At 62.2% G+C, this 22,123-nt stretch carries 18 protein-coding genes; 9 read left to right on the forward strand and 9 right to left on the reverse strand.

Annotation, left to right across the window (positions count from 1 at the left end; genetic code table 11):
* Window positions 1-85: 85 nt before the first annotated feature.
* The 5 genes from folD to fixL form a co-directional block, all read right to left on the reverse strand.
* Window positions 86-949 carry a bifunctional methylenetetrahydrofolate dehydrogenase/methenyltetrahydrofolate cyclohydrolase FolD gene (folD, locus tag LPA36_RS13290; RefSeq protein ID WP_228877151.1) on the reverse strand — a complete coding sequence of 288 codons (864 nt, stop codon included), beginning with the start codon at window positions 947-949 and terminating at the stop codon, window positions 86-88.
* Window positions 950-1,133: 184 nt separating this feature from the next.
* Window positions 1,134-2,075, reverse strand: a complete 942-nt coding sequence (locus tag LPA36_RS13295) for a DUF2950 domain-containing protein (RefSeq protein WP_228877153.1) — start codon at window positions 2,073-2,075, stop codon at window positions 1,134-1,136.
* Window positions 2,076-2,095: 20 nt separating this feature from the next.
* A complete protein-coding gene (locus LPA36_RS13300; RefSeq protein WP_228877155.1) occupies window positions 2,096-3,478 on the reverse strand; it encodes a DUF3300 domain-containing protein in 1,383 nt (460 codons plus the stop codon).
* 315 nt (window positions 3,479-3,793) lie between these two features.
* On the reverse strand, window positions 3,794-4,435 hold the full coding sequence (gene fixJ, locus LPA36_RS13305) for an oxygen response regulator transcription factor FixJ (RefSeq protein ID WP_228877157.1): 642 nt from the start codon (window positions 4,433-4,435) through the stop codon (window positions 3,794-3,796).
* Window positions 4,432-6,945, reverse strand: a complete 2,514-nt coding sequence (gene fixL / locus LPA36_RS13310; protein ID WP_228877158.1) for an oxygen sensor histidine kinase FixL — start codon at window positions 6,943-6,945, stop codon at window positions 4,432-4,434. Before fixL ends, fixJ begins: the two co-directional genes overlap by 4 nt.
* A gap of 275 nt (window positions 6,946-7,220) precedes the next feature.
* Between fixL and aceE the strand changes: the two genes are divergently transcribed.
* From aceE to lpdA, 3 genes are all read left to right on the forward strand, one after another.
* Window positions 7,221-9,917: a pyruvate dehydrogenase (acetyl-transferring), homodimeric type gene (gene aceE / locus LPA36_RS13315; protein ID WP_228877160.1), complete on the forward strand. Its 2,697-nt coding sequence runs from the start codon at window positions 7,221-7,223 to the stop codon at window positions 9,915-9,917.
* Between the two features lie 81 nt (window positions 9,918-9,998).
* Window positions 9,999-11,636 carry a dihydrolipoyllysine-residue acetyltransferase gene (aceF, locus tag LPA36_RS13320; protein ID WP_228877162.1) on the forward strand — a complete coding sequence of 546 codons (1,638 nt, stop codon included), beginning with the start codon at window positions 9,999-10,001 and terminating at the stop codon, window positions 11,634-11,636.
* 194 nt (window positions 11,637-11,830) lie between these two features.
* Window positions 11,831-13,618: a dihydrolipoyl dehydrogenase gene (gene lpdA, locus LPA36_RS13325; RefSeq protein ID WP_228877163.1), complete on the forward strand. Its 1,788-nt coding sequence runs from the start codon at window positions 11,831-11,833 to the stop codon at window positions 13,616-13,618.
* Window positions 13,619-13,882: 264 nt separating this feature from the next.
* Here the strand turns inward: lpdA and LPA36_RS13330 are convergent, their stop codons facing one another.
* Together LPA36_RS13330 and LPA36_RS13335 are read right to left on the reverse strand one after the other, a co-directional pair.
* On the reverse strand, window positions 13,883-14,458 hold the full coding sequence (locus LPA36_RS13330; protein WP_228877164.1) for a phasin family protein: 576 nt from the start codon (window positions 14,456-14,458) through the stop codon (window positions 13,883-13,885).
* 366 nt (window positions 14,459-14,824) lie between these two features.
* On the reverse strand, window positions 14,825-15,091 hold the full coding sequence (locus LPA36_RS13335) for a hypothetical protein (RefSeq protein ID WP_228877165.1): 267 nt from the start codon (window positions 15,089-15,091) through the stop codon (window positions 14,825-14,827).
* A 129-nt stretch (window positions 15,092-15,220) separates the two neighbouring features.
* Between LPA36_RS13335 and pbpG the strand changes: the two genes are divergently transcribed.
* Window positions 15,221-16,384 carry a D-alanyl-D-alanine endopeptidase gene (gene pbpG / locus LPA36_RS13340; protein WP_228877166.1) on the forward strand — a complete coding sequence of 388 codons (1,164 nt, stop codon included), beginning with the start codon at window positions 15,221-15,223 and terminating at the stop codon, window positions 16,382-16,384.
* A 108-nt stretch (window positions 16,385-16,492) separates the two neighbouring features.
* Here the strand turns inward: pbpG and LPA36_RS13345 are convergent, their stop codons facing one another.
* Window positions 16,493-17,302: an IclR family transcriptional regulator gene (locus tag LPA36_RS13345; protein ID WP_228877167.1), complete on the reverse strand. Its 810-nt coding sequence runs from the start codon at window positions 17,300-17,302 to the stop codon at window positions 16,493-16,495.
* Between the two features lie 192 nt (window positions 17,303-17,494).
* Here LPA36_RS13345 and LPA36_RS13350 point away from each other — a divergent pair, with 192 nt between their 5' ends.
* Together LPA36_RS13350 and LPA36_RS13355 are read left to right on the forward strand one after the other, a co-directional pair.
* On the forward strand, window positions 17,495-18,217 hold the full coding sequence (locus tag LPA36_RS13350) for a (Fe-S)-binding protein (RefSeq protein WP_228877169.1): 723 nt from the start codon (window positions 17,495-17,497) through the stop codon (window positions 18,215-18,217).
* An 83-nt stretch (window positions 18,218-18,300) separates the two neighbouring features.
* Entirely contained in the window at window positions 18,301-19,713 is a 1,413-nt protein-coding gene (locus LPA36_RS13355) for a lactate utilization protein B (RefSeq protein WP_228877171.1), read from the forward strand.
* A gap of 88 nt (window positions 19,714-19,801) precedes the next feature.
* On the opposite strand, the gene LPA36_RS13360 is transcribed toward LPA36_RS13355, so the two are convergent.
* On the reverse strand, window positions 19,802-20,317 hold the full coding sequence (locus tag LPA36_RS13360; RefSeq protein ID WP_228877173.1) for a hypothetical protein: 516 nt from the start codon (window positions 20,315-20,317) through the stop codon (window positions 19,802-19,804).
* Between the two features lie 262 nt (window positions 20,318-20,579).
* Here LPA36_RS13360 and LPA36_RS13365 point away from each other — a divergent pair, with 262 nt between their 5' ends.
* The 3 genes from LPA36_RS13365 to iscR all read left to right on the forward strand — a co-directional run bounded on the left by LPA36_RS13365 (window position 20,580) and on the right by iscR (window position 22,065).
* A complete protein-coding gene (locus LPA36_RS13365) occupies window positions 20,580-20,822 on the forward strand; it encodes a hypothetical protein (protein WP_228877175.1) in 243 nt (80 codons plus the stop codon).
* A gap of 106 nt (window positions 20,823-20,928) precedes the next feature.
* The gene (locus LPA36_RS13370; protein WP_228877176.1) at window positions 20,929-21,411 is read left to right on the forward strand and encodes a low molecular weight protein-tyrosine-phosphatase; all 483 of its coding nucleotides are present in this window, start codon (window positions 20,929-20,931) and stop codon (window positions 21,409-21,411) included.
* 126 nt (window positions 21,412-21,537) lie between these two features.
* Window positions 21,538-22,065 (forward strand): Fe-S cluster assembly transcriptional regulator IscR, encoded by a 528-nt coding sequence (iscR, locus tag LPA36_RS13375; protein ID WP_228877178.1) that lies wholly within the window; start codon window positions 21,538-21,540, stop codon window positions 22,063-22,065.
* Window positions 22,066-22,123 lie beyond the last annotated feature (58 nt).

A 22,123-nucleotide genomic window follows, 5' to 3' on the forward strand; every position in this document is an offset into this window, starting at 1 on the left:
CCGCCCGGCGCGATTCGACGCGATTCACACCGCACTGTCCAGCGCGGGATAGTGCAAGACCCGTGCGGGACGGCGCGAGGTAATGTCAGGCCGCGGCCGCGTCTGCCGCGCGTTCGGCGGCTTCGATCGTGTTGACGAGCAGCATCGTGATCGTCATCGGTCCTACGCCGCCCGGCACCGGCGTAATGTGACCGGCCACTTCCTTGATGCCCGCGAAGTCGACGTCGCCGCACAGCTTGCCGGCGTCGTCGCGATTCATGCCGACGTCGATGACCGTTGCGCCCGGTTTCACCATGGAGGCTGTCAGGATGTTGCGCATGCCCGTTGCCGCGACGACCACGTCGGCGTTACGCGTGTGCGCAGCGAGATCGCGCGTCTTGCTGTGGCAGATCGTGACGGTTGCGCCGGCTTCGAGCAGCAGTAGCGCCATCGGTTTGCCCACGATATTCGAACGGCCGATCACGACGGCTTCCGCGCCCTTCAGGTCGATGCCGTACGCTTCGAACATCTTCATCACGCCATACGGCGTGCACGGACGAAACAGCGGCTTGCCGGTCATCAGTGCGCCCGCGTTGGCCACGTGAAAGCCATCGACATCCTTCTCCGGCGCAATCGCTTCGATCACCTTGTGGCTGTCGATATGCTTCGGCAGCGGCAACTGCACCAGAATGCCGTGAATTTTCGGATCGTGGTTCAGTTCGTCGATGCGGGCCAGCAGATCGGCTTCCGACAACGATGCCGGAAACCGGTCATACGAAGAATAGAGACCGTTGTCCTGACACGCCTTCACCTTGTTGCGCACATAGACTTCGCTCGCCGGATTGTCGCCGACGAGTACGACGGCAAGGCCCGGCTGGTGACCGCGGGCGGTGAGGGCGGCGGCGCGTGTGGCGACGTCGGCGCGCAAGGTTCGGGAGAGGGCGTTGCCGTCGATGAGAGTGGCTGTCATGGTCGGTCGAGAATGGGCGGTTCGGAATGCGGGGGCGCGTTAGATGCGTGACAGGCGCCTGAGCACGTGTGTGCGTCGTGACGCCTGCCGGCACGCGATGCGACGTGACGAAAAGCGCGCGGCGCAGAATCTGCGCCGCTGCGAAGTCTCACATTATACCGTCGCGTCCCGCATGACCGGACGCTCAGGGCTGCGTTGCCTGCCAGGACGAATCGGGGTCGAACGACTTGACGGCCATCACGGCGCGCGGCGTCTGCGGCCCGAGATTCTTCTCGTAGAGCTGGCCGTCCTGATTGACGATGAAGCTCATCACGCCCGTCTTGCCGTATTGCGCCGGCCACGCGATGAGGCCGAAGCCCTTGTTCAACTCGCCGCCTTCCACGTAGTTCTGTGCGCCGCCCTTCGCATGCGAACCCTGCGCCGTGAGAATGCGGTAGTGGTAACCGTGATACGCCTCATCGGGATTGATGCCATGGGACATCGTGGCGGCGAGTGGTCCGAGCGGGCTCTCCGGCTCGCCTGGCGCGCTGTCCCAGTAGAGGCCGTCGCGTTTGCCCGGCGAACTGACGAACTTCTGCGCGAAATGCTGCGTGACATTGTGGTAATCGTTCTGCGCATCGATGTAAGCGAGCGACGTGAGCATGGCCGAGCGCTCATTGCGGCCGATGCGTCGCGTCAGGATCTCGTCGCGTGCGGCGGGGGGATTGAAACGCCAGCCCTTCGACGTCTGCTCGAGCGGAATCGGCAGCGTCCAGCCATCGGTGCCGACCGCCAGATGAGCCGTCGCGCGCCCGTTATGCGGCGCGGCGTCCGTGACGATCTGATGCTCCTTCGCCCAGGCGCCGAGGAACTCGACGATGTCATCCTGACCGATGGACTCGGTCGGAATGAAGTGGGGGTAGTCGTTGCCGAGAACGTGTTGCAATCCCGCGTGATCGTTGCGGGCGAGTGCATCGACAAAGGCGTTGGCCGCAGCGTCAGGCGTCGGGTAGACGGCCTGTGCATGAGCGGACGTCGTGCCGAGCAGCAACAGCGGCGCCATCAGCATCGTGGACGTCGTGCCGAACGCGAGGGCCGACGCGATTGCATGGGCGCGCCATGTGCCGCGTGCAGGTAAGCGAATCATCAGAAACTCCTTTTGATCGTTCAACGATGCCTGCCGATATGGCCGCCACCACCGCCGCCACCGCCGCGCATCCCACCGCCGCCGCCGTGCATTCCACCGCCGCCAGCGCGCTGGCCGCCGCCGTTGGCACCGAAGCCACCGCCTGCACGTTGCTGACCGCCGCCATTGGCGCCCAGGCCGCCGCCACCGCCGGAACGGTTCAGCGCGTCGCGGCTCGCCTGGCCGCGCTGGGCGTCCCGACGTGCGCCGCTGGCATCGCCCGCGCCGCGCAGCGCATTGTCGCGATTCGTATTTTGCGCACGGTTGCGCAGGTCGCTGTTGTTCACGCCACCACCGTTGGCACCAGGCCGGTTGCCCGCATTTGCACCGTTGCGGGCACCTGCGTTGCCACCCTGATGGATATCCTGAACCCGCTGGCTTGCCGGGCCGCTGACGTTCTGGCCCGTGCGCGCCTGCAGGGTTTGCCGTGCCTGATCGCGGGACGCGTCCCGGCCACGGAACTGGTCGCGCTGCGCCTGGCTCGCGCCGCCGAGATTGTTCTGCGTCCGGTTCAGGTTGCCCGTGTTGCGATTGACGTTGTTGCGGTTCCAGTTCGCCGTACTGGAATTCGAGCTGATGCGGTTGTTGACGTTGATGTTGTTGTAGCGGTTGACGTTCACGTTGACGTCGTGATTGTTCCAGTTGAACCCGCCCCAGAGCGAATTCGTAATGGCAACCCCCGCGCCAAACGCGAGCCCTGCGGCAAGCCCCGTCGCAATCGCATAACCGGGTGGAGGCGGCATATAGACAGGTGGGTACGCGGGATACGGCCACGTGCCATAGACGACCGTCGGGTTATAGGTCGGCACATAGACGACCTGCGGATTGGCCGGCTCGATCTGGATCGTGTTCTGCTCGACCACGACTTTTTGCTGCTCGCTCGATTTCAGGTTACCGGCCTGTTGTGCCTGTTTGCGAAGCCGTTGTACCGAATCCATCACGTCGCTGGACTGGGCGAGAAAGGCGTTGCCAAGCTGCGCGACCCAGTCGGGTTTGGACGCCATCGTGGCCAGCACCTGGGGAAACGCAACCAGTGACTGGACGCTCGGGTCCCACGGTTCGGAGGCGACGGCCGTAACGGCAGCATCGCCCTGCAGCTGCGAGTTCGCTTTCGACCACGCGGCGGCGGCGTCGACGTCCTGCGGGAACGTGGAGGCCATCAGCACCTGGGCCAGTAACGCATCGGGATAAAGGGCAATCGGCGCGGTCAGCGAGTCAAGCTGTTGGGCCGACAGTTTCGCTGCTGGCGGCGCCTGTGTCTGCGCGTGCGCTGCGGTGGGCGCGAGCCCTGTCAGCATGGGCGCGCCAGCCAGCGCGGCACACAGAAGCAGCACACGTCGATGATGTGCTCCGGACAGTTTCACAGTGAAGTCCTCCCGGCTTTATGACATACGCATATTCTTTCAGCGGCGAATGCCGCGTCGTCGGCGCGTCAGGTCCGCCTAAATTAAGGGGGCAGCCTGACGCTGTCAATCATCATCATGAAATGTCACGTTTCGCAAAAGTGTAATACTGACTGAAAGTCATATATAAATCGGATAACTAACTAAATGATGTTCATCGAACGTCGATGCATGCGTCGCACGTGACGCGACCGAAAAGGGAAGAGGCAGGAAGAGAACGGGGTCGCATGCCGTGCAGCCCCTGGAAGGACTACGCGGCACGCGCCGATGGCGGACTTACTGGGGTTGCGGCTTGTTCGACAGCGCCAGTCGCAGCAGGTCGGCGACGGTGTTGACGTTGAGCTTCTCCATGATGTTGGCGCGGTGCGCCTCGACGGTCTTGATGCTGATGCCGAGGTCATCGGCGATCTGCTTGTTCAGACGTCCGGCGATGATCCGCTCGAGCACCTGATGCTCGCGCGCCGTCAGCTTGCCAAGACGCTCGGCCGCCGCGCGCTGCTGCTGCACGCTGGTGCTTTCGCTGCGCGCCTTGTCGAGCATGCGCTCGACCAGCTTGCGCAGTTCGGCTTCGTCGAACGGCTTTTCGATGAAGTCCATCGCGCCTTTTTTCATCGTCGACACGGCCATCGGCACATCGCCGTGACCCGTGACGAAGATGATCGGCAGCGATGCGTTGTCGGCGATCAGGCGTTCCTGCAGCTCGAGACCGCTCATGCCCTGCATCCGCACGTCGAGAATCAGGCACGCGATCTGGCCCGCGTGCTGGGCAGGCTGGTAGGCCTCGATGAACTGCTCCGCGCTGGAGAAGCACTGCACGCGATAACCGTTCGCCTCCAGCAGCCAGCGCAGCGAATCTCGCACGGCCTCGTCATCGTCGACGACAAAGACGGTTTCCTGTGTGGTGACTGGGGTGTTCATGTCTCTCCCGTAACGGTTTGTGGTGTCGGCGCCTCTGACCCGCCGTTGCTCGGGCCGTCGGGCTCTCCAATAGGCAGACTGCAATGGAACGTGGCGCCTGTGATGTGGCCGTCAGATTCGACGTTGTTCACCACCCACAGGCGGCCGCGATGGGATTCGATAATGGAACGGCAGATGTTGAGCCCCATTCCCATGCCATCGGACTTCGTACTGTAAAACGGTTCAAAGAGGCGCTCGGCCGTGCCTTCGTCGACGCCAGGCCCCTGGTCGACGACGCTGATGCTGACAAAGCCGTTCTCCATTCGCACGACCACGCGGATCACTGGATCGATCGCGTTGGGCCGCGCGTCATGCATCGCTTCAGCGGCGTTCTTCAGCAGGTTCACGAGGACCTGCTCGATCAGCACCGGGTCGACGTAGATCACAGGCAGGCGCGAACGCATGTCGGTAATGATGCGGATGCGGCGCTTGCGCGCCTCGATTTCCGCGAGACCGACGGCATCCGCGACGATGTCGGATACGCGTGTTGCCTGCCGCTTTGGCTCGCTGCGCTTCACGAATTCGCGAATCCTCTTGATGATCATGCCGGCCCGCACAGCCTGTTGCGCAGTCTTTTCGAGAACTGGTAAAAGGTTGTCCGGAGTTGTCCGACCAGATTTAACCAGTGCTACGGTTCCGGAGCAATAGTTATTGATCGCGGCGAGCGGCTGGTTCAACTCATGCGCGAGCGACGACGCCATCTCGCCCATCGTCATCAGGCGGCTCGTAAACTGCAGTTTTTCGTCCTGCTGGCGGGCGAGTTCCTGTGCCTGCTTGCGGGTCGTGATGTCCGTTGCGATCTGCATCTGCGCCAGATGGCCGTCCACCCACTGGATGTACTGGCGGCGCACTTCGAACCATTTCTGGATGCCCTGCACATAGACTTCCTGCGCGTCGGCGGTGCTTTCCGTCAGCGCGGCGGCGGGCAGCCCGGCGTAGGCATCGACCATATCGATCGAGTCGGACGACGCCTGCGCGTTGTCGAAGCCCGCGCCCGCCAGTTCCAGATGGCCGTCCGGGCGGATGCCGAAGAGGTGCCGGTAGTAGCGGTTCGCGAACAGCAGTTCGGCCTCGTCGGCGGCAAGCACGGACACGGCGGCGTCGAGGCTTTCGAGCACGGTCGTGAAGCGTTCGTGCGCGGCGGCGAGTTCCTCGCGGGCGCGCTTCGGCTCGGTGATGTCGGTCATCGACGACATCCATCCTGTCTGACGACCCGAGCTGTCGATGAGCGGCGAAACGTAAAGACGCGCATGGAAGAGCGACCCGTCCTTGCGGCGCACACGCAGCTCGAACCCGGACGAAGGCGCCTTGCCGCGCAGCGTCATGTCGAGCTGGCGCTGCATTTCCGGGTACGCGTCGCGCGGCCAGTAGGGGAAAGGCGCGGTCTTGCCGTTCAGGTCGCTTTCGTCCCAGCCGGTCATTCGGCAGAACGCCGGATTCACGTGCGTGATGCGGCCGTGCATGTCGAGCACACGCATGCCGATCAGCACCGAGTTTTCCATCGCGCGGCGGAAGAACGCTTCGGCGTACAGCGCCTGCTGCGCCTCGAAGCGCTGGCGCGTGTGCTTCCACAGGCTCCACAGACTCCACAACACGAAACACGACAGCCCGGCGACGAGCCAGACGAGCGTGTTGTTCGTGAAGTTCGTCATCTGCGGGTACGCGTACACGCGCACCGAGACACCCTGGCCGGGCGGATCGAGCGGCAGGTCGTAGAACGCGTCGCGCGGCAGGCGCGGCCGCGTCGACGTCGTGGCGAGCTCCCGGTTGTTCACGTCGATGATCGAGATCTTGTACTTCGCGGAAAGCTCGGGCGGGATGTCGTGCTTGAGGATCCCTTCGACTGAAAACACCGCGGCAATCGTGCCGAGAAACTCGCGGTCACGAAACACGGGTGTCTGCAGCGTGATGTAGCCGTTGCCCAGGTCGTCGTAGATGAGCGGCGAATAGACCTGGCGGCGCGTGTCGCGCGCCTCGGCGAACGCGGCCTTCACGGCCTCGTCCATCTGGTTGTCGCTCGGTTTGGCGAGACGCTGGCCGAACACGGGCAGCGCGGTATTGGGCCAGCGCGGCTGCTGCTGGCTTGTATACCAGTTCATGTAGAGGATTTCGGGATGCCCCTGCATGATGTCCGTGGTTGAGACCTGGAAAGAATGCGGGTCGCCGTGGCCGGCGACGAGATCGCGCGAAAGCGCCTGCACCTGTTCCTGCGCGCCGGTCATCGAAAGGCGGATCTGCTGCTGTGCCCACGCGACGTTACGGTAGAGCGTGTCTTCCTGGGTCTGCTGCTCGCGCCGGTTCAGGCTCCAGAGGATCAGGCTCATGACGATCAGGAATACGAGGATCGACAGGAGCGGCGTGAGCAAATAGGAATTCGACCACCATGGTCCATGGTGCCAGCGGGACGGCGCCGTATCCGCCGACGAGCCGGACGGTCGCGCCGAGCGTGCGAAAAGGCGTTCGGTCAACATGCGTGGCATTGTATCGCAGCGTGTCCCGGCAAATTAGCGCAAAAAATGGTCGAAAGTGGCTCTGATCGGCGCAAACTAGCCGACGTATCGGCGGCTGACCAGTGAATTCTGTGTGCGTCGCAACAATTTTCCGCATTATGAGAAATGATCTCGCAATTCGAAATTTTAGTTGCGGAGACGTCTGACGGCTTATTACAATCGCCGGAAAGCTGCCGCGGTCGAGCTTCGTCCGCGTCGTCTGTTCAAAGAGCGTTCCTCATATCCAGGAGACGAGCATGTCCGCTGTACCCGACGAAGTGATGAAATATGTCGCCGCCGAAAAAGACGACGATCCCCAGGAAACCGGCGAATGGCTGGAAGCGCTGGATGGCGTGATTTCTGCGGTCGGTCCCGACCGCGCTCACTATCTGATCGAAAAACAGATCGAATTCGCCCGTGTGCACGGCGAACATCTGCCGTTCTCGGCGAATACGCCCTACATCAACACGATTCCCGTCGCGAACCAGGTCCAGAACCCGGGCGATCAGGACATCGAACACCGTATCCGCTCATACACGCGCTGGAATGCCATCGCGATGGTGCTGCGCGCGGGCAAGGACACCAACGTCGGCGGGCACATCGCGTCGTTTGCTTCGGCGGCCACGCTGTATGACGTCGGCTATAACCACTTCTGGCATGCGCCGTCCGAAAAGCACGGCGGCGATCTCGTGTTCGTGCAGGGCCATTCGTCGCCGGGTGTGTACTCGCGCGCATTCCTGCTCGGCCGCCTGACCGAAAACCAGCTCGACAACTTCCGTCAGGAAGTGGGCGGCGAGGGCATTTCGTCGTACCCGCACCCGTGGCTGATGCCGGACTTCTGGCAGTTCCCGACCGTCTCGATGGGCCTTGGCCCGATCATGGCGATCTATCAGGCGCGCTTCATGAAGTACCTGCAGGCGCGTGGCATCGCGAAGACCGACGGCCGCAAGGTGTGGGCGTTCCTCGGCGACGGCGAAACCGATGAACCGGAATCGCTCGGCGCAATTGGCATGGCCGGCCGCGAACGCCTCGACAACCTGGTGTTCGTGATCAACTGCAACCTGCAGCGTCTCGATGGCCCGGTGCGCGGCAACGGCAAGATCATCCAGGAGCTCGAAAGCGAATTCCGCGGCGCAGGCTGGAACGTCATCAAGGTCATCTGGGGCAGCCGCTGGGATGCGCTGTTCCAGCGCGACAAGTCGGGCGTGCTGATGCGCCGCATGATGGCAGTCGTCGACGGCGAATATCAGACGTACAAGTCGGAGTCGGGCGCGTTTGTGCGCGAGCACTTCTTCAATTCACCGGAACTGAAGGCGCTCGTCGCCGACTGGTCCGATGAAGACATCTGGAACCTGAACCGCGGCGGTCACGATCCACACAAGATTTACGCGGCGTTCCACGCAGCATCGAATTCGCAGGGCCAGCCGACCGTCATCCTCGCGAAGACGATCAAGGGCTACGGGATGGGCGAAGCCGGTCAGGCGATGAACATCACCCACCAGCAGAAGAAGCTGCACGTGGACCAGCTGAAGAAATTCCGCGACCAGTTCCGTCTGCCGATTCCCGACGACCAGCTCGAGGGCGTGCCGTACCTGAAGTTCGAGGAAGGCTCGAAGGAACTCGAGTACATGCGCAAGCACCGCCAGGATCTGGGCGGTTACCTGCCGACGCGTCGCCAGAAGGCCGAATCGCTGCCGGTGCCGGCACTGAACGTGTTCGAGCCGCTTCTGAAGGGCACGGGCGAAGGCCGCGAGATCTCCACGACGATGGCGTTCGTGCGGATCCTGAACATCCTGCTGAAGGACAAGGCGCTCGGCAAGCGTGTCGTGCCGATCGTGCCGGATGAATCGCGTACGTTCGGCATGGAAGGTCTTTTCCGTCAGATCGGCATCTGGAATCAGGACGGCCAGAAGTACGTGCCGGAAGATTCCGACCAGCTGATGTTCTACCGCGAATCGGAAACCGGCCAGATCCTGCAGGAAGGGATTAACGAAGCCGGCGGCATGTGTGACTGGATTGCAGCCGCGACGTCGTACTCGACGCACGGCGAGATCATGATCCCGTTCTACATCTTCTATTCGATGTTTGGCTTCCAGCGTATCGGCGACCTGGCATGGGCAGCGGGCGACATGCGCGCGCGCGGCTTCCTGCTGGGCGGCACGGCTGGCCGCACGACGCTGAATGGCGAAGGCCTGCAGCACGAAGACGGTCACTCGCTGATGTGGGCGGCTTCGGTGCCGAACTGCCTGAGCTATGACCCGACGTTCGGTTACGAACTCGCCGTCATCATGCAGGACGGCCTGCGCCGCATGGTGCAGGACCAGGAAGACGTGTACTACTACGTCACCGTGATGAACGAAAACTACGAGCATCCCGCGATGCCGCAGGGTGAAACCGTAGCGGCCGACATCATCAAGGGCATGTATTCGTTCCGCAAGGCCGAAGCTGACAGGAAGACGCCGCATGTCCAGCTGATGGGTGCGGGCACGATTTTCAACGAAGTGATTGCCGCAGCCGATCTGCTGAAGAACGACTGGGGTGTCGCCGCCGACCTGTGGAGCGTGCCGAGCTTCACCGAACTGGCACGCGAAGGTCACGAAGTGCAGCGCTGGAACCTGCTGCATCCGACTGAAGAAAAGAAGATCTCGCACGTCGAAAAGCTGCTGAAGGATGCGCCGGGCCCGGTCATCGCATCGACGGACTACATCCGCGCGCTGACCGAGCAGATCCGCGCGTTCGTGCCGCAACGTTTCGTCGTGCTCGGCACCGACGGGTTCGGCCGCTCGGATACGCGTGAGAAGCTGCGTCACTTCTTCGAAGTCGACCGTTACTGGGTCACCGTCGCTGCGCTGAATGCGCTCGCCGATGAGGGTACGATTGAGCGCAAGGTTGTGGCCGATGCCCTCAAGAAATACAACCTTGATCCCGCTAAACCCAACCCGATGACCGTCTAAGGCATCGCCCCCGAGCGCCATGCGCGGTGCTGTCCGGCCCGAGAGGGCGGGGCGGCGCGCGCGGCCCAGGAGACACTAACAATGAGTCAAGCGATCGAAGTCAAGGTGCCGGACATCGGCGATTACAAGGACATTCCTGTGATCGAGGTGCTGGTGAAGGCGGGTGACACCGTCGAGAAAGAGCAGTCGCTCGTGACGCTCGAATCAGACAAGGCGACCATGGACGTGCCGAGTTCGGCAGCCGGCGTGGTCAAGGAAGTGAAGGTCAAGGTTGGCGACAACGTGTCGGAAGGCTCGCTGATCGTCGTGCTGGAAGGCGAGGCCGGCGGCGCGAAGCCGGCTGACGCACCGGCACCGGCGAAGGAAGCGGCACCGGCCGCTGCACCCGCCCCGGCGGCCGCAGGCGGTGGCGGCGTGCAGGAAGTGAAGGTTCCGGACATCGGCGATTACAAGGACATCCCGGTGATCGAGGTTGCCGTTAAGGTGGGTGATCGCGTCGAGAAAGAACAGTCGCTCGTTACGCTCGAATCGGACAAGGCGACGATGGACGTGCCGAGCACGGCCGCCGGCGTCGTGAAGGAAGTGAAGGTCAAGGTCGGCGATAACGTGTCGGAAGGCTCGGTGATCGTGCTGCTCGAGACGGCAGGCGGCGCGGCGCCCGCGGCAGCTGCTGCACCGGCACCGAAGCAGGAAATCGAAAAGCCGTCCGACGCGCCGCAGCCGCCCACCCCGGCCCCGGCATCGCCGTCCGCGCTTGCACAGGCGCCGGCGATCCCGGCTGGCGTAGGCGGTGTTCGCACAAGCCATGCGTCGCCGTCGGTGCGCAAGTTCGCCCGCGAACTGGGCGTCGATGTATCGCAGGTGCAGGGTACGGGTCCGAAAGGCCGTATCACGCAGGACGACGTCACAGCGTTCGTGAAGGGCGTCATGACCGGCCAGCGCGCCGCGCCGGCAGCGGGTGCGCCAGCAGCCGCAGGCGGTGGCGAGCTGAACCTGCTGCCGTGGCCGAAGGTCGATTTCGCGAAATTCGGCCCGATCGATCCGAAGCCGCTGTCGCGCATCAAGAAGATTTCGGGTGCAAACCTGCATCGCAACTGGGTCATGATTCCGCACGTCACGAACAACGACGAAGCGGATATCACCGAGCTCGAAGCGTTGCGCGTCCAGCTGAACAAGGAACACGAGAAGGCAGGCGTCAAGTTCACGATGCTCGCGTTCGTGATCAAGGCGGTCGTCTACGCGCTGAAGAAATTCCCGACGTTCAATGCAAGCCTCGATGGCGACAATCTCGTCTTCAAGCAGTATTACAACGTGGGTTTCGCCGCCGATACGCCGAATGGTCTCGTGGTGCCGGTGATCCGCAATGCCGACCAGAAGGGCCTTGTCGAGATCGCGAAGGAAATGGCCGATCTGTCGAAGGCCGCGCGTGAAGGCAAGCTGAAGCCGGACCAGATGCAGGGCGGCTGCTTCTCGATCTCGTCGCTGGGCGGCATCGGCGGCACGACGTTCACGCCGATCATCAATGCGCCTGAAGTTGCGATTCTCGGGTTGTCGCGCGGTGCGATGAAGCCGGTGTGGGATGGCAAGCAGTTCGTTCCGCGCCTGACGCTGCCGCTGTCGCTTTCGTATGACCATCGGGTGATCGATGGCGCGGAAGCCGCGCGGTTCAACGCTTATCTCGCGGCGGTGCTTGCCGATTTCCGGCGTGTGATTCTTTGATATCCGCGGGACGTGGGTTATCCGATACCGGTGATCCACGTCTTCCGTTGAACCTGCGTTCGCGTCCGTCTGTCGGCGTTACCTTCCGGCGGGCAGCACAGGGTGTGTCTCGTTTGCTTCTGCACCTTCTGCGCAGTGCGTTCGACGGATTTCGCTTTCCCGCATCACACGGTCAATAAGAGAAGGGGACACTAATGAGTCTCGTCGAAGTGAAAGTGCCGGACATCGGCGATTTCAAGGACGTCGATGTCATCGAGGTCAATATCAAGCCGGGCGACACCATCGAGGTCGAGCAGGCGCTGATGACGCTCGAATCGGACAAGGCGTCTATCGAGGTGCCGAGCGACGCCGCCGGCACCGTCAAGGAAGTCAAGGTCAAGGCCGGCGACAAGGTCTCGCAGGGCACGGTCATCGCGATTGTCGAGTCGGCAGGCGCCGGCGCGGCCGCAGATGCCCCGAAACCGGCTGCAAAGGAACCTGAGAAGGCGCCAGCTCCCGCAGCCGCTGCGCCTGCAGAGGCCGCAAAACAGTCCGCCGCCGCCCCGCAGGCGAGCAGCTTTTCCGGCAGCGCCGATGTCGAATGCGACATGCTCGTGCTCGGGTCGGGCCCCGGCGGCTATTCGGCGGCGTTCCGCTCTGCCGATCTCGGCATGAAGACCGTGCTCGTCGAGCGCTATGCCACGCTTGGCGGCGTGTGTCTGAACGTCGGCTGTATTCCGTCGAAGGCGCTGCTGCACACGGCGCTTGTCATCGACGAAGCCGAGGCGCTCGGCTCACACGGCATCACGTTCGGCAAGCCGCAGATCGATCTCGACAAGCTGCGCGATTTCAAGTCTGGCGTCGTCAAGAAGCTGACGGGCGGCCTCGCCGGCATGGCGAAGATGCGCAAGGTCGAAGTCGTGACCGGCACCGGCGCGTTCGTCGGTGCGAATCACATGGAAGTGCAGACCGAAGGCGGCAAGAAAGTCGTCAAGTTCAAGCAGGCAATCATTGCTGCGGGATCGGAAGCGGTGAAGCTGCCGTTCATGCCCGAAGATCCCCGCGTCGTCGATTCGACCGGCGCGCTCGAACTGCGCCAGATTCCGCAGCGCATGCTCGTGATCGGTGGCGGCATCATCGGTCTCGAAATGGCGACGGTGTACGCCACGCTCGGCGCGCAGATCGACGTCGTCGAAATGCTCGATGGGCTGATGGCGGGCGCTGACCGCGATCTCGTCAAGGTCTGGGAGAAGTACAACAGCAAGCGTTTCGCGAACGTCATGCTGAAGACCAAAACGACGAAGGCCGAAGCGAAGGACGACGGTATTTATGTTTCGTTCGAAGGCGAGAAGGCGCCGGCCGAAGCACAACGTTACGACCTCGTGCTGGTCGCCGTGGGCCGCAGCCCGAACGGCAAGAAGATCGGTGCGGACAAGGCTGGCGTCGCGGTGACCGATCGCGGCTTCATCAACGTCGACAAGCAGATGCGCACGAATGTGCCGCATATCTTCGCGATCGGCGACATCGTCGGTCAGCCGATGCTCGCACACAAGGCGGTGCACGAAGCGCACGTCGCCGCCGAAGTGGCACATGGCGAGAAGGCATACTTCGACGCGCTGCAGATTCCGTCGGTGGCCTACACCGATCCCGAAGTGGCGTGGGCCGGCAAGACGGAAGACCAGCTCAAGGCCGAAGGCATCAAGTACGGCAAGGCGGTATTCCCGTGGGCGGCATCGGGCCGCGCGATTGCCAACGGCCGGGATGAAGGCTTCACGAAGCTGCTCTTCGACGAAGAAACCCATCGCGTGATCGGCGGCGGTATCGTCGGCCTGAATGCTGGCGACCTGATCAGCGAAGTGTGCCTCGCCGTCGAAATGGGCGCGGACGCGACGGATATCGGCAAGACAATCCACCCGCACCCGACGCTCGGCGAGTCGATCGGCATGGCGGCTGAATTGTATGAAGGCGTCTGTACCGACCTGCCGCCGCAGAAAAAGAAGTAACGCGCGGTCCGGTCGGACCAGAGAAAAACGGCGCGCCCCTTGCGGGACGCGCCGTTTTTCCTTCCAGCACGAATTGCTACGGGATCGACGCCCAAAAAAAATCCCGGCGGTGGCCGGGGAAACGATACGCACTGTTCGAACGTATCGGAGCGTCGGGCTGGGCAGCTGCCGTGAATCACGGCGGGCTGCCCGGCGCTGTTGCGTGCTGTACCAGCTTGAAGACTTCGCTTACGGTACTACAGGCTTTCGACGTCCAATAAAAATTTAGACGGTTGCCTTCTTGGTCGAACGCGATGCCTGTGCTGCAGCTTGCGAAGCAGCCTTCGAAGCGGCCGTAGCGGCTGCATTGAAGTTGCTTTCGGCGATTTCGACTGCCTGCTTCGTCGCCTTGTGAACCGTTTCGTACGTCGTGTTGGCGGCGGTAATGGCCGACTTGATCACGGCGACGGCGGTTTCCGAACCAGCCGGTGCGTTCTTCGCGACGTTTTCGACGAGCGATTGCACCTTGCGGTTCTGTTCTTCGTACTGGGCTTCTGCGACGCGGGCAAACTCAGCTTGCGTAGCCGAGGCGATTTCATACACGTGACGGCCATACGACAGCGCCTTTTCGGCGACCGGCTGGGCGAGGCTGGCTTGCAGCGCGAGGAGTTCCTGCGCATCCTTCACCGACAGCGCGCGTTGTGCATTTTCCTGGCTTTCTGCGAGCGTCGACTTCACGACTTGCAGGTTCAGCTCGACGAGCTTTTCCACGCCTTCAAAAGCCTTGGCCGTAAGACCGAACAGCGTTTCGAAGTTGGCTTTTTGTGCTGCGGCGAATTGCTCAGGGGTCAGCAGGGTCATGTTTACGCTCCTGTAAAACGGCCCGTCTAGTTGCGGGCCGCGATGGGTTAATAAGCGGCAAAGCTGTCGACACGCACCGGAAACAATCTTTTGTGCATCGCAGCAATGGTTCCCATTTTAGGACAGCCATCTTGAAAGTCAAGCGCTTTTTGTGCGTTGCACAATGTCAAGAAAATATCGACAAAACAAAAGGTTATGAAGTGCCTATGACATTCCGGTGACGTCCCGGAAAAATCTCCTGCACTGACACGGTGCGTCCCGGCATGACCGGATTTACGTGACGTGCGGCTACAGGGCCGTCAGCAGGATCGGGCAAACAATGGCAGAATCCCTGACTCTCCGGTAAACCGAAACTGTCACGGAACGTTAAAAGACCATTGTGGTCGAACGCGGCAGCAGTTTTTGCAGCATGTGCTTAACAGTCATGCGGCACTGCGTGATCGGCCATTCCGGCGTGAAGCGGCGCGCATTCGGGATCAAACCTGGTCGCCAGCGCCACGATGCCGCGCGGACAGTGTTTCCCCCCATCAAGCCTGGCGCGCATTTGCCGTTATGCTGGAAGTAGGGCACCGATCCCAGCGCATCAGCAGACTGTCCGGCGCGTCGATCGTTTTTTTCGATCAGGCGCGCCATATTTATTGGCTTTCTACAATCGGACCTGACAAGGCGGTTTAAGGAGGGCCTTTAAGTGCTTAATATTGCTAATTTTTCGTGGTTTTACTACACTTGCGGACAACTCTTGCCGCTCTATACAGAACACCAATGAAAACCGACATGTTTTCGTCGCTCAAAGTGATCCACGGCGCGGCTGTCAGCACCGCTCTCTCGGTGGCCGCCTCCCTGGTCTTCACTGCGGCGCTCGCCGTACCCGTCGACGCATTCGCTGCGTCCGACGCCACGACTGCTCCCGCCAAAACGGCGAAAGCGGGCAAGTCGAAAAAATCCACTGCGGCTGCGAAGTCGTCGAAGGCTGCGAAGACCGTCGCGGCGAAAAGCGAAGATGACGACACCCCGCGTGTCACGTCGAAGAAGCGTCGCGTTTCGTACTCGATGAACGGTCGCCGCCATTCGGCTGTGCGCCAGGTTGCCTTCGAGCCGCGCACTCAAAGCGTTGGCCAGGCATTCGGCCTGCACGAAACGCCGGACGCCCTGATGTTGCGTTCGAGCGTCGCCTACGTGGTCGACCAGAATTCATCCGAGCCGCTGTTCGACAAGAATTCGCACGCCGTCGTGCCGATCGCCTCGATCTCGAAGCTGATGACCGCGATGGTGGTACTTGATTCGAAAGCGCCCATGACCGAGCAGATCGAAGTCACGGACGAAGATCGCGACTACGAGAAGAACACGCGTTCGCGCCTGAGCGTGGGCTCGGTACTTTCGCGCGAAGACATGCTACATATCGCGCTGATGGCGTCGGAAAACCGTGCCGCGGCGGCGCTCTCACGTTATTACCCGGGCGGCCGTCCGGGCTTCCTCGCGGCGATGAACGCCAAGGCGAAGGCACTCGGCATGAACGATACGCACTTTGAGAATTCGACCGGCCTCACGAGCCAGAACGTGTCCAGCGCACGCGACCTCGTGAAGATGGTGAACGCAGCGTACCAGTATCCGATGATCCGCCGCTTCTCGACGGACCGCAGCTACGAGGTATTCACGGGCAAGCGGTCGCTGGCGTACAACAGCACGAATGCGCTGGTGCGCAACCCGACGTGGGATATCGGTCTGCAGAAAACAGGCTTCATCAACGAAGCGGGTGAGTGCCTCGTGATGCAGGCGACCATCAATGGTCGTCCGATGATCATGGTGCTGCTCGATTCAGCCGGCAAGTATTCGCGTTTCGCGGACGCGACGCGTCTGCGCACGTGGCTGGATAACGGCGGTGATGCGCACATCACCAGCGCGGACAACGGCGGCGCGGGTACCTGAGCGCGTTATATTTGACCGGCTTTGCCGGTAGCGAAAAGCCCCGCATCTGCGGGGCTTTTTCATGGGTGCTTTCTGTATGTGACGGCGTGCCTGTGGACGACTACGCAATCATGCAGTCTGGGCCGGCTGCGCGCCGCCCGGTTGAGGCTGGGGCCGGTAGCCGAGCGACTCCGAAATCAGAAGCGCCGTCTGGCTCAGCTGGCCTAGCCATGAATCCTGCAGGCGGTCAGCCGGCGCAGAAAGCGAAAGCCCGGCGACGAGATGTCCTGTGTCGTCGTAAATTCCCGCCGCGATACAGCGCACGCCCAGCTCGAGTTCTTCATTGTCGCGGGCGCATGACTGCTGGCGCACGTTGAGCAGTTCGCGCTCGAGCTTGGCCAGATCGGTAATGCTGTTCTGCGTATGGCCGGACAGGCCGGTGCGCGTTGCATACGCGCGCACGCGGGTGGATTCGTCGGCGGCGAGGAACAGCTTGCCGACAGAAGTCAGATGCAGCGGCGCGCGGCCGCCGATCGCCCGAACCACCTGCATGCCCGAGCGTTCGGAGTACGCCCGTTCGATATAGACAATCTCATCGCCCTGACGCACCGAGAGGTTGACGGTTTGCCCGGTCGAACGATGCAGCTCGCGCATCGGCGTAAGCGCCGCGTCGCGGACCGAAAGCCGCGCCTTCACCAGATTGCCGAGTTCGAGCAGACGCATGCCGAGCCGGTATGTACCTGGATCGGAACGGTCGACGAGTCGACACGTCACCATGTCGTTCAGGATACGGTGGGCAGTGGAAGGGTGAAGCTCGGTACGGAGTGCGAGCTCTTTCAGGCTGACCGGGTCGCTATGCGCAGCAAGGGCGTCCAGCAGGCGCATCATGCGCTCGATCACCTGGATCGAAGTCTTGGGATCCGGGTTCGTATCGCTCATGGGCAGAAATCAGTTGACGCGTCAAACAGCAGAAAAACGATTGTATCTCGTATTGTGAAAAAAGCGAACGCCATTTGAGACGGTCTGGAGGCGATACTCGAAATCCGGACGCTTCTTGTCTGGATGGCTAACGGCGTTGGATTTACGCGCCGGACAGCGGATAATCGGGGACGTTTTCCCGAGGGAGCCCACATGCGAGTCGGTTTGTTCGTCACATGCCTGATCGACCTGATGCGTCCGGAGATCGGTTTCTCAGTTATCAAGCTGCTTGGGCAGGCGGGTTTCGAAGTCGTGGTCCCGCCGGCGCAAACCTGTTGCGGGCAGCCCGCGTACAACTCGGGCGAGCGCCGCATTGCGCGCGATCTCGCGGAAAAGACGCTGCGGGAATTCGAGCAGTTCGATTACATCGTCGTGCCGTCCGGGTCGTGCGGCGGCATGATCCGCGCGCACTACGGCGATCTCTTTCGCGACGATCCCGATCTGATGGGCCGCTATGCGCGGCTTCAGCCCAAGGTGTTCGAACTGACCGAGTTTCTCGTCAGCATCGCGAACATCAAGCTCACGCCCGGCGAATTCGAAGGGCCCGTGAGCTATCACGATTCCTGTTCGGGCCTCCGCGAGCTAGGCGTGAAGGCGCAGCCGCGGGCGCTGCTCGCCCAGGTGGGCGTGCCCGTCAACGAAATGAAGGACTGTGAACACTGTTGCGGCTTCGGCGGCACGTTTGCCGTCAAGTACGGGAACATTTCCACGGCGATCGTCGACGAGAAGTGCGCGAACATCCACGCGAGCGGCACGCAGGCCGTCGTGCTGGGAGATCTCGGCTGTATGCTCAATATAGAAGGGCGTTTGCGCCGCACGGGCGATACGACCACACGCGTGCTGCATATCGCGCAGGTGCTGGCCGGCGATGCCTGACTTTCGTGCCAGCCGGCCCGCGCTCCGCAAGCTGGCGTCATGATCTGTTACACAGTCGTTCATCTACTGGATTCAGGGGCCCCATGCAGGTTCAATCGATGCAGTTCAAGGCGCGTGCGGGCCAGAAGCTTGCCGACCAGCGTCTGCAGCAGAATCTCACCAAACTCTCGACGAAGTTCGTATCGGCGCGCGCCACCGCGATCACCGAGATCGATTTTTCCGCGACGCGCGAGGCGTTGAAAGCGCGCCGCAACCGCGCGCTCGAGAGCCTCGACGTGTGGCTGGAGACGTTCGAGCGCGAGGCGACACGGCGCGGCGTCACGGTGCTGTTTGCCGAGACGACGCAGGCGGCAGCGCACCTGATCGCCGACATTGCCCGCAAGCACGACGTCAAAAAGGTCATCAAGACGAAATCAATGGTGACGGAGGAAATGCGCCTGAACGCGGTGCTTGGCGAGATGGGCGTGCAGTCGATCGAAACCGATCTTGGCGAATACATTCTGCAGATCAACGATCACGAGGCGCCGAGCCACATCATTGCGCCGGTTGTCCACAAGGACAAGGAAGAGATCGCTGACCTCTTTGCCCGTACGCACCAGCGGCCGCGCCTGACCGAGATCCCCGACATGACGCGCGAGGCGCGTGAGGTGCTCCGTCCGCATTTCATGACCGCGGATATGGGCGTGACGGGCGGCAACTTCCTCGTGGCCGAAACGGGCTCGGTCGCGCTGGTGACGAACGAGGGCAATGAAGGTATGTGCACGGTCATGCCGCGCGTGCACGTTGCGGTGACGGGCATCGAAAAGATCCTCCCGACGCTTGAAGACCTGGCCACGGCGATGCGGCTGTTGCCGCGCTCGGCGACGGGGCAGTCCACGTCGAACTATTTTTCCGTCCTGACTGGCCCGCGTGGTGCGGGCGATCAGGACGGGCCGGAGCATATGTACGTCGTGCTGGTCGATGGCGGGCGCACCGGGCTGATTGGCGGCGACTTTCAGGAGATGCTGCGATGTATCCGCTGTGGCGCCTGCATGAACCATTGTCCGGTCTATCAGAAGGTCGGTGGTCACGCATATGGCTGGGTGTACCCGGGGCCAATGGGCTCGGTGCTCACCCCGGCCTACGTCGGCATCGAGAAGGCGCTCGACCTGCCGCAGGCCGCCACCCTTTGCGGTGAGTGCAATAGCGTCTGCCCAGTCGGCATTCCGTTATCCGACCTGCTGCGCAAGCTTCGCGAAAAACAGATGGAACGCCACCTCCGGCCCTGGCAGGAGCGCGTCGGGCTTGCCGTGTGGGGCTATTTCGCACTACATCCAGGCGCCTACGCGCTATTCACGAAACTCGCCGCACGCGTCATGGAAAGAATGGGCGGGAAGAAGCGGATGATCGCCCGACTGCCGCTTGGCTCGGGCTGGACCAATACGCGCGATATGCCTGCGCCTGTCGGGCGGACGTTCCGCGAGCTGTACGCGGCGCAACGCAGCCATATCGGCTGATCGGCCGAACTGTCGGCCCATGTGCAAACGGGGCGGATTCATGCCGCGCCGTTTGCTTTTGGGTATCAGGCACACGCACGCCGGTTATCTAGCGGCGGTCCTGCCAGCTCATGTAGCCGGTGGGTTTATCGCCGCGACCGGAGCCGCGCGCGTTGTTATCGCCATTTCCGCCGCCACGCGCGTTGTTATTGCCGCCGCCTTGTGGTGGTGGGTGTCCTCCGCCGTGATCGCCGCCCGGTCCGCCTGCCTGAGGCGGCGGTGGGCCGCCGCCCCCGCCCGGACGACCGCCGCCACCCGGCGGCGGTCCGCCTCCGCCCGGTCGTCCACCCTGTGGCGGCGGCGGGTGGCCCTGTCCATAGTAGCCGTGGTTGTAATTGCCGTGATTGTAGTAACCCCGGTCGTAATACCCGGGGCCGGAGTAATTGCCGAAGCCAAGGTAGACATTCGCCTCCGGCGCGGGCGCGCCGCCATAGCCATACGCGGGATACGCCTGCTCGTAACCGTCATAGCCCCCGCCGTAGACCGGCGTGCCATCCGGATAAACCGCGCAACCTGCGAGAACAGTTGCGGTCGCAAGACCAGCTAACAATGTAAAGCGTTTCATGGGGTTGACTCACAAGCCTTTCATAGCAGTAAGACAGCGTTTTACAGGGCTTGTCATGTTTGCATTGTGCGATTTTGTAAGGATTTCTTTCACTGCATATCTGGGAGACGACCATCCGGACCGCGCTCGCGAATGTTCACTGTTTCGTTCAGGACAACGCTGTTTCTCACGGGGGTGGGTTTTTCCGGATTGCATCTCAATTTATGATGCTTGCTGGGCAAAGTGGGTCACGAGCTCACAGCCCCTAATCAAGGAACGCATCATGAAAAAGACAATATCGATGTATTGGCCACTCGCCATCGTCCTGCCGCTTGCGGCCGCCGCCTATGTCCATATCTGCAGCGACGCTGCTTCGCGCGCGACGCAAAGCCCGCTTGCCGCCGGCCAGTTCTCCGCCGAACTGGCGCGGGCCGTATCGTACGGGCTTGTCGGCGATGACGCCAGCATGCCTGCGAAGAGCCTGCGTGAAGCCACGATGATGCCGGCGGTGCAGACAGCGCTGTAAAACCGGTGCCGGGCCGTCGCCAACGTGAATGCGACGGCCTTTGTATAATCGCGACTTCGCTGCGCAATGCGGCCCCATGAACGTCGCCGCAAGCTGAAATATCCTGATGAAAACGATCTCCATCTGCTTTGTCTGCCTCGGAAACATCTGTCGCTCGCCGACCGCCGAAGGCGTCATGCGGCATCAGGTCGAAGCAGCAAGATTGTCCGATCGTGTCCGGATCGACTCGGCGGGCACCGGCGACTGGCATATCGGCGCCGCGCCCGACCGTCGCGCGCAACAGGCTGCCGGTCAGCGCGGTTACGACCTGTCGGCGCTACGCGGGCGCCAGATCGCGCCAGAAGATTTCGAGCAGTTTGATCTGCTGATCGCAATGGACGACGCGAACGTCACGGCCTTGAAGACCATCTGTCCGCCGGCGCAGCGCGACAGGATCCGTCTGCTGATGGAATTTGCGCCCGCAACCGACATCCGCGAAGTGGCCGACCCGTACTTTGGCGGCGACGCGGGCTTCGAGCGTGTGCTGGACCAGTGTGAAGCGGCCTGCCGCGGCCTGATCGCGGCGCTGCGGCCCCAGTTGACTTCGTGACGGCGCGGCGTACCGCGCAGTCTTCTGTCTTTTAGATAACCGGAATGGGAAGAGGGATACTTGACTAAAACCGTCATGTATTTATACTTGACGAAAATTGTCGAGAATTGCGGTTCCCAATACATCATGAGACTCACCACGAAAGGCCGTTTCGCCGTCACGGCGATGATTGACCTGGCTTTGCGCCAGGAGCAGGGCCCGGTGACGCTTGCGGGTATCAGCCAGCGCCAGCACATTTCCCTGTCCTACCTCGAGCAGCTGTTTGGCAAGCTGCGTCGCCATGAGATCGTCGAGTCCGTTCGCGGGCCGGGCGGCGGGTACAACCTCGCGCGTCGCGCCGAGGCGGTGACCGTGGCCGACATCATCATTGCCGTGGACGAGCCGCTCGATGCCACCCAGTGCGGCGGCAAGGGCACGTGCGAAGGCACCAAACAGCACGACGGTCATTGCATGACCCACGAGCTGTGGTCGACGCTGAACCAGAAGATGGTCGAGTATCTCGATTCCGTGTCCCTGAAAGACCTCGTCGACCAGCAACGCGCGCGCGAAGGTGCGCCCGCCGTGCTGCGCGACCGGCGCAGCGAAGCGCCGGCTGTCGAAGCTGCACGTGTCACGCCGAAAGGCCCGAATTCCGTTTTCAACCTGGCCGGTTAGAAAGCCTGCAGGCAAGCCTGCGGGCGCAGGCGTGAAGGGCACGACAGAATGCCCTCGG

The sequence above is a fragment of the Paraburkholderia saeva genome, from assembly GCF_907164555.1.
Lineage (GTDB): Bacteria > Pseudomonadota > Gammaproteobacteria > Burkholderiales > Burkholderiaceae > Paraburkholderia > Paraburkholderia saeva.

What these genes read in the sequence shown, in the direction of transcription:
- folD (WP_228877151.1), bottom strand. Translation starts at nt 949, where the DNA reads ATGACAGCCACTCTCATCGACGGCAACGCCCTCTCCCGAACCTTGCGC.
- LPA36_RS13295 (WP_228877153.1), bottom strand. Translation starts at nt 2,075, where the DNA reads ATGATTCGCTTACCTGCACGCGGCACATGGCGCGCCCATGCAATCGCG.
- fixJ (WP_228877157.1), bottom strand. Translation starts at nt 4,435, where the DNA reads ATGAACACCCCAGTCACCACACAGGAAACCGTCTTTGTCGTCGACGAT.
- fixL (WP_228877158.1), bottom strand. Translation starts at nt 6,945, where the DNA reads ATGTTGACCGAACGCCTTTTCGCACGCTCGGCGCGACCGTCCGGCTCG.
- aceE (WP_228877160.1), top strand. Translation starts at nt 7,221, where the DNA reads ATGTCCGCTGTACCCGACGAAGTGATGAAATATGTCGCCGCCGAAAAA.
- aceF (WP_228877162.1), top strand. Translation starts at nt 9,999, where the DNA reads ATGAGTCAAGCGATCGAAGTCAAGGTGCCGGACATCGGCGATTACAAG.
- lpdA (WP_228877163.1), top strand. Translation starts at nt 11,831, where the DNA reads ATGAGTCTCGTCGAAGTGAAAGTGCCGGACATCGGCGATTTCAAGGAC.
- LPA36_RS13330 (WP_228877164.1), bottom strand. Translation starts at nt 14,458, where the DNA reads ATGACCCTGCTGACCCCTGAGCAATTCGCCGCAGCACAAAAAGCCAAC.
- LPA36_RS13335 (WP_228877165.1), bottom strand. Translation starts at nt 15,091, where the DNA reads ATGGCGCGCCTGATCGAAAAAAACGATCGACGCGCCGGACAGTCTGCT.
- pbpG (WP_228877166.1), top strand. Translation starts at nt 15,221, where the DNA reads ATGAAAACCGACATGTTTTCGTCGCTCAAAGTGATCCACGGCGCGGCT.
- LPA36_RS13345 (WP_228877167.1), bottom strand. Translation starts at nt 17,302, where the DNA reads ATGAGCGATACGAACCCGGATCCCAAGACTTCGATCCAGGTGATCGAG.
- LPA36_RS13350 (WP_228877169.1), top strand. Translation starts at nt 17,495, where the DNA reads ATGCGAGTCGGTTTGTTCGTCACATGCCTGATCGACCTGATGCGTCCG.
- LPA36_RS13355 (WP_228877171.1), top strand. Translation starts at nt 18,301, where the DNA reads ATGCAGGTTCAATCGATGCAGTTCAAGGCGCGTGCGGGCCAGAAGCTT.
- LPA36_RS13360 (WP_228877173.1), bottom strand. Translation starts at nt 20,317, where the DNA reads ATGAAACGCTTTACATTGTTAGCTGGTCTTGCGACCGCAACTGTTCTC.
- LPA36_RS13365 (WP_228877175.1), top strand. Translation starts at nt 20,580, where the DNA reads ATGAAAAAGACAATATCGATGTATTGGCCACTCGCCATCGTCCTGCCG.
- LPA36_RS13370 (WP_228877176.1), top strand. Translation starts at nt 20,929, where the DNA reads ATGAAAACGATCTCCATCTGCTTTGTCTGCCTCGGAAACATCTGTCGC.
- iscR (WP_228877178.1), top strand. Translation starts at nt 21,538, where the DNA reads ATGAGACTCACCACGAAAGGCCGTTTCGCCGTCACGGCGATGATTGAC.